7 protein-coding genes are annotated in these 10,122 nt (G+C 40.9%); 1 reads left to right on the top strand and 6 read right to left on the bottom strand.

Annotated elements, in window-relative coordinates:
• Positions 1-544 precede the first annotated feature (544 nt).
• The 6 genes from G585_RS0116360 to argH all read right to left on the bottom strand — a co-directional run bounded on the left by G585_RS0116360 (position 545) and on the right by argH (position 8,493).
• Positions 545-727, bottom strand: a complete 183-nt coding sequence (locus G585_RS0116360; RefSeq protein WP_022776442.1) for a CooT family nickel-binding protein — start codon at positions 725-727, stop codon at positions 545-547.
• A gap of 7 nt (positions 728-734) precedes the next feature.
• Positions 735-1,019, bottom strand: a complete 285-nt coding sequence (locus G585_RS18545; protein WP_022776441.1) for a hypothetical protein — start codon at positions 1,017-1,019, stop codon at positions 735-737.
• Positions 1,020-1,045: 26 nt separating this feature from the next.
• Positions 1,046-4,546: a DNA topoisomerase III gene (locus tag G585_RS18540; protein WP_022776439.1), complete on the bottom strand. Its 3,501-nt coding sequence runs from the start codon at positions 4,544-4,546 to the stop codon at positions 1,046-1,048.
• Complete coding sequence (locus G585_RS0116345; RefSeq protein WP_022776438.1) at positions 4,539-5,915, bottom strand: ATP-binding protein; 1,377 nt, start codon at positions 5,913-5,915, stop codon at positions 4,539-4,541. The genes G585_RS18540 and G585_RS0116345 overlap by 8 nt, the downstream gene beginning before the upstream one ends.
• Before the next feature lie 25 nt (positions 5,916-5,940).
• Entirely contained in the window at positions 5,941-7,026 is a 1,086-nt protein-coding gene (gene asd / locus G585_RS0116340; RefSeq protein WP_022776436.1) for an aspartate-semialdehyde dehydrogenase, read from the bottom strand.
• Between the two features lie 84 nt (positions 7,027-7,110).
• The gene (gene argH / locus G585_RS0116335) at positions 7,111-8,493 is read right to left on the bottom strand and encodes an argininosuccinate lyase (RefSeq protein WP_022776434.1); all 1,383 of its coding nucleotides are present in this window, start codon (positions 8,491-8,493) and stop codon (positions 7,111-7,113) included.
• A gap of 325 nt (positions 8,494-8,818) precedes the next feature.
• On the opposite strand from argH, the gene G585_RS0116330 reads away from it, so the two are divergent.
• Positions 8,819-9,289, top strand: coding sequence for a hypothetical protein (locus G585_RS0116330; protein ID WP_022776433.1), 471 nt, complete (start codon positions 8,819-8,821; stop codon positions 9,287-9,289).
• Positions 9,290-10,122 lie beyond the last annotated feature (833 nt).

Here is a 10,122-nt window from a genome sequence, read left to right as displayed (position 1 = left end):
CATGAAAATCGAGAAAAATCTCTCGCAGCATGCTATAGCCAGGTAAATCTTTATGTTTTCAATATCCCAAGTCTTCAGCTGATTCAATTTCAGCCATCCCTACTGTTCTCGGAGTCAGAACCTGAGGCAATAATCTCCAGCCACACCGAAGGTGCTTGCCATTGACGGGTTCTGAGGAAAACGCTACAATGCTGAATCCGACGGTGCATGAATCTATCTACTGTTCCCATCATCCTCACCGTCGGCAGAGTTGACAAGGCGTTTTCCTCAGGCTCAGTCAATGGTGGCGTACGCATCCGCAAACTATACTTTTTCTAATAGAGTCAATGGGATGCTTCAAGTGACTTATCAACAGACAGGGGCAGACAATGGTGGCGGACGGAGCCACAACATAAACTTTTCTCAGAAGGTCATATACGTATCCAACTCACTTGCGCATAAAAAAAGAGAGAGCATTTTGCTATGAGTAAAAACTCACGCAATAATACTCTCCCTTATCTACCTACGACACTGTTAAATCATAGAAAATGCTGTATACCAAACCTTAACAATCAATCTTTATTACAGCCCCTGTGAGGTCTGCGAACTTTAAACTTCCGGTAAATGTCTTTTGTTCTCCCATCATATCAGTGAGCGTGATCTTGTCACCATTCACACTGATAGAACTTACATACTCCATAAGGATCTCATCAGGCTTTGAATCTCTGTAAGCTGTTGATAAACACATAAACTTATCACTCCTTCTCTTTAGAAGCACATTCGCAGGCTTCTCTAAGTAATTCATTACCTTTTTTAAAGAATTTTGCTGCTTCAAGCACTTTTGCTGAAGCTTCCCCATTTCCGAAATCTTTAAGTTTGTCTGCGACTTTCAGCAGTTCCTCTGCATGAGCCTCGTTGTGGGCACTCATATGATTCAAAAGAGCTACTGCTTTTTCCTTTGTCTCAATCCCTCCGTGCTCGTGGTGATGATGCTCATGTTCGTGCTCACTCCCATGTTCATGATGCTCGTGTTCTCCCATTTTTGTAACCCCCTTTTATATAATTTTTAATTATTAAAATCAAATACTATATTAAACTTCTCATCAAGGGCCAGTTTCGCATCGAAAGGAGTTCCTTTCTTGCTGATAAAGCCAGAAATCGTGTCAGTCTTCTTCTCATTGATGAGCTTTGCAAACTGCTCTTTATCGATGTCAATTCCAGCGATCTTACCAACAAAGAAGCTGCAACCTTCATCGCCCTTTTTGTAGTCTTCGCAGCGATAGCCCATGTGGCCTTTAATGATAGGCTTGCCACAGATTGGGCACTTTAAGTCTTCTAAAACTTCGTCCTCATTTTCAAAGACAAACCTTATGCCGGTTACTTTGCCGTCTTCATCCTTGCTAAGAGCAAGTGCCGCCTCAAACTTCTTGCCACTCTTTGACTTAAAGCCGCTTATCTTGGAAGTAATGCCAGCGCCCAAAAGCTCTTTAACCTGGGCGTCTTTTAGCTTAACTCCCGCGATCTGACCAATATTGAACTTACAGCTGTTTTCAGGGTCGTCCCTATTGTAGTTCTTACAACCATAGCCAAAAGATGTCTTGATTATCTCGCCACCACAGACCGGGCACACTACATCCTTGACTACCTGTGCTTCAACATTTTCGAAGTCAAAAGAAATCTCGCTCTTTCCTTCTTCGTTTTTCTTAAGCACCAGGCACGCATCAAATTTCTTGTTGGTCTTTCCCTTAAAGCCTCTGATAGTTGATGTATGTCCTTCTTTTAAAAGCTCGATCACATTTGCTTCGGAGAGCTGCTTGGATGCAATCTTGCCGATAAAGAACTTACAGGATTCAGGATCCTCTGCTCTAAAATTCTCGCAACCAAAGCCTATGCTCTTTTTGATGATCCTGCCACCGCAGTCAGGGCAGACAACATCTTTTAGATAATCAGGTTCTATACCATCAAAATCAAACACTATTGAAAGCTTTCCGTCTTCAACAGTCTTTAATTCAAGCTTAGCGTCAAAGCTCTTTTTGTTCTTACTCTTAAAGCCCTTTATAACATCTGTCTTTCTCTCATTTATAAGAGTCCTAAGTGTCTCTATATCAAGCTTTTTGCCAGCTATTTCACCTATACTGAAATAACATGGATTTTCTTCTTTTGTCCTGTTCTCGCAGGTGATGCCATAGCCGGTCTTTATGATCCTTCCGCCGCAAGCAGGACACTTTAAGTCCTCCACATATTCGATAGGAACATCTTCAAAATTAAAGCTTATAACAGGCTTTCCATCTGCGTCCTTGGTAAAATTAAGGCTTGCACTAAACTTCTGCTTTTTCTTACTTGAAAAGCCTTCGAGCACGCCGGTCTTACCTTCTGTAAGAAGCTGCTTAACTTCCTCTTCAGAAAGGTCTCTTCCTGCAATTTTACCTATGCTAAATGAGCACTTTTTGGACTCATCAAAATAGTTGCTGCAACCATATCCAAATGAAGTTGTAGTGAGCTCTCCACCACAAACAGGGCACTTTATGCCGATTGGTTTTCTCGAAGCCAGGCCCTTTGCTTCTTTACCTGTGAACTGATTGATATGATTTACAATATCGTGAGTGAGATCTTTATCTATGAGCTTACCTGTCTCACGTCTTATGTAGTCTTCGAGCTTACCTCTGTACTCCTTTGCATCAACTGAGCCATTGTAGATACCTTCAAGGCCCTTTTCCCAGCTGGCTGTCATCTCCGGATTAAGAAGCGTTGGCACAGTCAGATAAACAACCTCGTAGATCATCTCTCCAAGATTCTCAGGCGTTATGATCTGGCTCTTACTCTGGTTCAGGTACTTGATATCGATGAGCTTTTTAATGATACCTGCTCTTGTAGCCGCAGTTCCAATGCCCTTCTTTTTGATCTGCTCACGGAGTTCCTCATCTTCTATAAGGTTTCCGGCATTCTCCATGGCTATTACAAGGTCACCGGATGTGTATCTCTTTGGCGGTGCTGTAGCGCCTTCCCTTATATTCATGCCATTTACAGATATGGAGTCACCCTTATGAGCTGTCTCAACGAACTTTATAAAGTCCTCTTTGGATATTCCAACATCCTCTTCATCAGATGCGTTATCTCCTGCCTCACCCTGGCTGTTCTCATTATCACCTGTGTTTTTCTTCTCTTCAGGAATTCCTAAAACAGCTCTGAATCCCGGTGCTGTCATTACTTTTGCTGATGCAAAAAACTTCTCGCCACCTACATCTATCTGTAGTTTAGCTGTCTTATACTCTGCAGGTGGATAGAAAATAGCCAGAAATCTCTTACATATCAAAAGATATACATTCTTTGAAAGAGGTGACAAAGAGTTAATGGCTGCCGTCTGCCCTGTAGGAATGATCGCGTAGTGATCAGTTACCTTGCTGTCATCTGTGTAATAGGACTTCTCTATTCCTTTATACAAACCATTTTTTAGGACATGCTCAGAAAAACCTGAAACCTCTGCTACTCCTGACAATCCCTTTACATTCTTATAGATTTCTTTTGCCACAGCTGTAGTAAGAACTCTGGCATCAGTTCTGGGGTATGTTGTGAGCTTCTTCTCATAGAGCTCCTGAGCAATATCAAGGGTCTGGGATGGGCTTATCTTAAACCTCTTGGTACACTCAGCCTGAAGCTCTGTAAGGTTGTATAAAAGAGGTGCTTTCTTTTTGGAATTGCCTGTCTCAATACTGTCAATTACAGCAGGCTTTCCCGTAAGAGAATCAATTAAAGCCTTCGCATCCTCTTCCTTTTTGAATCCGTTTTCTTTGTATAAAAGCGGGGACTCAAAAAAGGCTGTTCCGGTAACAGCCTTCCACTCAGCAAGTATATTAGCGTCAGAAAAAGATCCTACGATCCTGTAAAAAGGAGTCTTAACGAAGTTTCTGATCTCCCTCTCTCTTCTGACAACCATTCCCAAAACGCAGGTCATTACCCTGCCAATGGCAATGGCTGTGTATGACTTTGTGGCAGCTGCATCATTTATAAGCTTTCCGTATTTTACTGACAGGGCACGTGAGAAATTGATACCGAGGCTGTAATCCTCGATAGCACGCATGATTCCTGACTTTCCAAGGAGTGCATAATCTGACATAGGCTTTGCCTCTGCTATGCCTCTTTTAACCTCTTCATCAGTCATGGAATCAATCCAGACTCTCAGCTCAGTCATTCCATCTCTGACGCCACCATAGTTTCTGATGTTCTCCTCGATGGTCTGTCCTTCTTTTCCCGAGTCGCCCGCCCAGTAGACAGTATCAATGTCATCTCTATGCAAAAGAGAATTCACAAGCTTATACTGATCTGCACTGGCCTTAATAACGCCATACTTATAGTTAACAGGTAGAAACGGTAAATCTTCCAGTTTCCACTTTTTGTATTTTTCATCGTATTCTTCAGGGTATACCATCTCCACAAGGTGACCAAAGCACCATGAAATTACGTAATTATCATTCTCAATATACCCGTTTTTATTACCGGAAACATTAAGCACTCGGGCAAAATCTCTTGCCACAGATGGTTTCTCGGTTATGATAAGTTTTTTAGCCATTTGTTAATTCATCTATTCCGATCAACCGTATCTTGCCAGATGATTTCATAGATGCATCAGTTAGCCACGCATCAAATCCTGCGGTTGAAAAGAAATAGTAATAATCTCCCTCAAGTCTTGCTAGTCTTGCGCAGGATTCAAGTTTATCCAAATCTGAATGTGTGATCTGACTCTGCCACTTGCAAAGACACAGCGCTGTATCGCCCGTATCACTTTGCAAGATGATATCAATATCACCATCTTTTCCGAGCCATTGCCCATCATCCCCGATTTCAAATGGGAAAAGACCTTTTTCTTCGGATCTAAAGATATATTCTCTGCATACAGCTTTGAAACTTTCGTTTGCAAAACTTTGAATACCTGCAGATATAAATATATCATAAAATTTGTCAGTCGGCATTAAACGCAGACTACTTTCGTTTGGAAAAATGAACTTAAAATAGAAATTCAAAAGAGGGTCAGCAATCTTGTAAACACCCTTTAAAACATTCTCTCTGCCTGCATTTCCAAAGGAGTAACCCTTGCATGCAAAATCATGGTGAATAAGGGTTTTCAGATACACTGATATCTTTGCTCTTGAAAAGCCTGTGGCATGGTACAAGTCATTTAGCTTGTTAACGCCTCTGGCCATCTGAGACATGATCGTGTTATAAACAGCTGTCTCCCTCAAGGTATACTCTGTAAGCCTTTTTGGTTCACCGTATAAAAAGCTTCCGGAATCAAGAAAGTTCTTACAGACATTCTCCTTAAAAGAGAGATTATCATCAAAATACTTCCAAAGAGCTGTCTGCCCGCCAAGCACAGAGTAGGTGAGAACCGCATCGCGATAAGACATTTTTGGAAAAAAAGCTCTCATTTCTGAGAAAGGCAGTGGCTTTATCTTCCTGAACCCTGCTATATTCCCTGCAAGATTTCCAAGGTTTGCCACCATACTATTTTCAACCCAGTTAATGTCCCGGCTCGCCAAAATAACAAGAATCTGTTTCTGTCTTCCGTTCTCGGAAAGCATCAAAGTAAGCTGCTTCATAAATTCAGAAGCTTTACCAATGACATTTTCAAAATCATCAAAAACCAGGATGAGTGGAACCTTAGTCACGCCGTCAATAAGCGCACTAAAAAACTCTTTAAAATCAGGGAACTCAGAGATTTTAACCCCATTTCTTCTAAGCTCACCTGCCCATAGAAAAAGCTGCTCCCTCTCTGATACGGAACGAGCAGTGAAAAAATAATGTCTTCTGTTTTCTATGAATTTTGTCAAAAGAGGCGTAACCTCAATATTCCTGTGGCCGTAGACCACAAGAATATTGGAAAGTCCGCTCTCATAATATCTGTTTAAGAAAGATAAATCTTCTCTTCTTTGTTCTTCCATAGCCCAACAATTAAAGTACTAAGCATTACTTTTTATTTATGTATCCACTTGCTTTAAGGAGCTCAGCGCACTCTACTGCTCCACCTGCAGCTCCACGAAGTGTATTGTGTGAAAGACCTACAAACTTGTAATCGTAGATTGTATCCTCACGAAGTCTTCCGATGCTTACACCCATGCCGCCTTCATAGTTTACATCCAAAGTAACCTGTGGTCTGTTGTCGTCCTGCATGTACTGGATGAACTGCTTTGGTGCACTAGGAAGCTGCAATTTCTGTGGAAGTCCTGAGAAGTTTACAAGCTTTTCAATAAGCTGCTCCTTAGAAACCTCTTTTCTGAACTTAACAAATGCAGCAGCTGTATGGCCGTAAAGAACAGGGATTCTGATGCACTGACATGTGATCTTAACGTCGTCTGCAGGAACGATCACGCCGTTCTCAATCTTACCCCAGATTCTAAGTGGCTCTTTTTCTGACTTCTCTTCCTCACCTGAGATGAAAGGAATAACGTTGCCAACCATTTCAGGCCACTCTTCAAAGTTCTTGCCGGCACCTGAAATAGCCTGATATGTTGTAGCAACTACCTCGTAAGGCTCATACTCTTTCCATGCTGTAAGAGCTGGTGTGTAGCTCTGGATTGAACAGTTAGGCTTAACTGCGATGAAACCATTTGTTGTGCCAAGTCTCTTTTTCTGGAACTCAATAACATCCATGTGCTCAGGGTTGATCTCAGGAATGATCATAGGAACATCAGGAGTCCATCTGTGAGCGCTGTTGTTAGAAACTACAGGTGTCTCAGTCTTGGCATATTCCTCTTCAATATGCTTGATCTCATCCTTAGACATGTTAACTGCAGAAAGGACAAAATCTACATCTTCAGAAACGCCCTTAACATCTGTAACATCTTTTACAACGAGGTTCTTTACAGACTCAGGAATTGGGTTATCCATTTTCCATCTCTTGCCTACTGCTTCCTCATAGGTCTGTCCTGCAGAACGTGGGCTTGCTGCAATAGTGGTAACTTCAAACCAAGGATGATTATTGATAATATCAATAAATCTCTGACCAACCATTCCTGTTCCACCAAGAACTGCTACTTTCAACTTGTCACTCATAATAAAAACTCCTCCTTAATATTGTAAGCACCGTTTTCATGCAGCGGCGCATATAAACATTTTCAGTCGATACTATTTGTAAATTTAACCCAAGTTATTTATGAACTCATCATTCAGCTTAACTATCTCAGACATGCACTTTAGACTTGGCGCTCCGATAGTTAAACGCTTGTTAACACATGTCTCCAAGCTGATTTCTTCATATATGTCATTATCGAATAATTCAGAAAAAGATTTTAGCTCTTCTATGCCAAGATCATCAATTGCACAGTTTTTATCTATGCAATATAGTACAAGCCTTCCGATTACTGAATGGGCATCTCTAAATGGCATACCCTTTTTTACCAGATAATCTGCAGCATCTGTGGCATTTGTAAATCCAAGCATTGCGCTGCGTTTCATGTTATCTTTGTTAAACTTAAGAGTAGACAACATCTGCGTGAAAAGGATCAGGCAATTTGACGTATTATCTACTGCATCAAAGAAGGCCTCTTTATCCTCCTGCATGTCCTTGTTATAAGCAAGAGGAATGCCCTTCATGGTAGTTAAAAGAGTCATCAGATCGCCGTATACTCTTCCAGTCTTGCCTCTTACAAGCTCTGCTATATCCGGATTCTTTTTCTGAGGCATAATACTTGAGCCTGTAGAATAGGCATCATCAATAGTTACAAATCTGTATTCATTGCTGTTCCAGATAATGATTTCTTCACTAAATCTTGAAAGATGCATCATTACTGTAGAAAGAGCTGACATAAACTCGATCAGATAATCTCTGTCCGAAACTGAGTCCATGCTGTTAAGCGTAGGCCCTTCAAACTCAAGAAGTTTTGCTGTATATTCCCTGTCCAAAGGGTAAGTTGTTCCAGCCAAAGCACCGGCTCCAAGCGGACAATAGTTCATTCTCTTATATATATCCTTCATTCTGAGAAGGTCTCTTTTAAACATCTCAAAGTAAGCGCCGAAGTGATGTGCAAGGGTAACAGGCTGAGCTTTCTGAAGATGGGTAAATCCCGGCATGTAAGTCTCAAGGTTTTCTCCCATGATACCGTTTAGCACCTTTAATATATCTGTCAAAAGACCTGTCACATGCGCTACTTCATCCCTCGCATAGAGCCTCATATCAAGGGCTACCTGATCATTTCTGCTGCGGCCTGTGTGGACCTTTTTACCGGCATCACCGATTCTCTCTATAAGATTCGCTTCAAGAAAACTGTGAATATCTTCATATTTGGTAGTTATTTCAAGCTTGCCACTCTTTACATCTTCCAATATTGAATCAAGACCTTTAACTATGTCTTCCTTCTCTTGCATTGTGATGATGCCCTGTTTTGCAAGCATTTCAGCATGAGCCTTGCTTCCCTTTACATCGACTTCCAGAAATCTCTTGTCAAAAGTAATAGAAGCATTAAAGTTCCATGCAAGTTCATTTATACTGCCTGTAAATCTTCCACCCCAAAGCTGTGCCATCTTCTAATCTCCGATTCGTTTTACTTTGTCAGATTAAAGTCTTAAAAAATTATAATCCTAACTTAACATATATGAAAAGCCCCAAAATCACTAAAATATCAACAAAATTTTCAAAACTATAATTTATTTCTTGTGTAGAAAAGACAAATGTCCGTCTCACAAAGACATTTTGTTCTATTTAGTCCTCACAGCATTTTTCTAATTTGCAACATCTGGCGAATAAAATATGAAAATTCTATTAAAAATATGTGTTGAAAAAATGAACTGTAATAGTATACTTGTCTCTGTCGGGAAAATAAAAAAAGTATTTGGAGGAAATTTTATAATGGCAAAAGTAAATGATGAAGCAAAGATGAGGCTCCTTAATGAAGCATTCGGAGCAGGAGAAAACTATCTCGCAACTGCTTATGCAGTTACACTTCCAGGATACAACGTATTCTCAATGTTTGGTCTTCTTGGTGTTCTTGTTGGTGAAATGGTAGACAAGACAGGTTTCAAGACAAGACACAATGCATACCTTGGTGTTACTGCTACAGGCGTTAATGTTGTTATCCTTGATGGTCTTAACAACAACAAGATCAAATATGCTGAGAAGTTCAACTTTACTGAACTTGAAAAGGTTGTAGCCCTTGATAAAAAGACATTTGCGTCACTTCATATGGAAAAAGGCGGCAAGAAGTACACACTTCAGATGGCTAAAAAAATCCTTGGTGCTAAGCTCGCAACTCAGAAAGAGGATGCTTCAGCTGTTGTCGCAAGAGTTAATGAACTCACTTCTGCTACAAATGTAGCTTAAGTTTCATTTACAGAAACACAAAAACAGAGGCTGTGAAATAGTGATAACTCACTTTCCACAGCCTTTACTGAATTTTATACTGTATATTAGGGAGAGGATTCTTATGTGTGCAATTAGCATATATCAGAGTACTCTCTTTTTGTATATGCGTAAGTGAGTGGAAAGTCAGGGGATGGTTTTAATGGCTTGATTTTTGTTACGAATGCGTACGCCACCATTGACTGAACCTGAGGAAAACGCCTTGGTCTGCGAGCCGACGGTGAGGATGATGGGAACAGTAGATTTTCACGCACCGTCAGATTCAGCATTGTGGCGTTTTCCTCAGCCCCCGTCAATGGCAAGCACCTTCGGTGTGGCTGGGTACAAGCGCCTCAGGCTCCAATTCCGAGAACAGTAGGGGTGGCTACTTTCAAGGATATGTGTGACTATATACCCGCGGCTACCATTGTAAAGGGTACGACAATGCTAGTTTGGGCATATAGCTTGATACCGCTTTTGCAGCCACCATTTTAACAGGTAACTTGGGGAAAAAAATATATATTACATTTCTTACCCTATCTTTCTGGTTTTCTTTGGGTAAGATAATGATTATTACGTTTCTTACCATGTCTTTCTACTTTTTCTCGGGTAAAGTATTGATTATTTCTTTTCTTACCCTGGCTTTCTACTTTTCCTCGGGTAAAATATTGATTATTTCATTTCTTACCCTGTCTTCCTAGGTGGCCCGAGACTTGAAAGTGTCCTATTTACCCATTTGAACTCCATGCGGGGTGGCTGGCATCACTAAAAAGTGCTATAAGGACAAATTATAAGAAACAAGAGGTGGCCGGAAG

It is taken from the genome of Butyrivibrio sp. AE2015 (assembly GCF_000420825.1).
Taxonomy (GTDB): Bacteria; Bacillota; Clostridia; order Lachnospirales; family Lachnospiraceae; genus Butyrivibrio.
The sequence above is the reverse complement of the archived record's forward strand: the minus strand, read 5'-3'. Positions and strand labels throughout refer to the sequence as shown.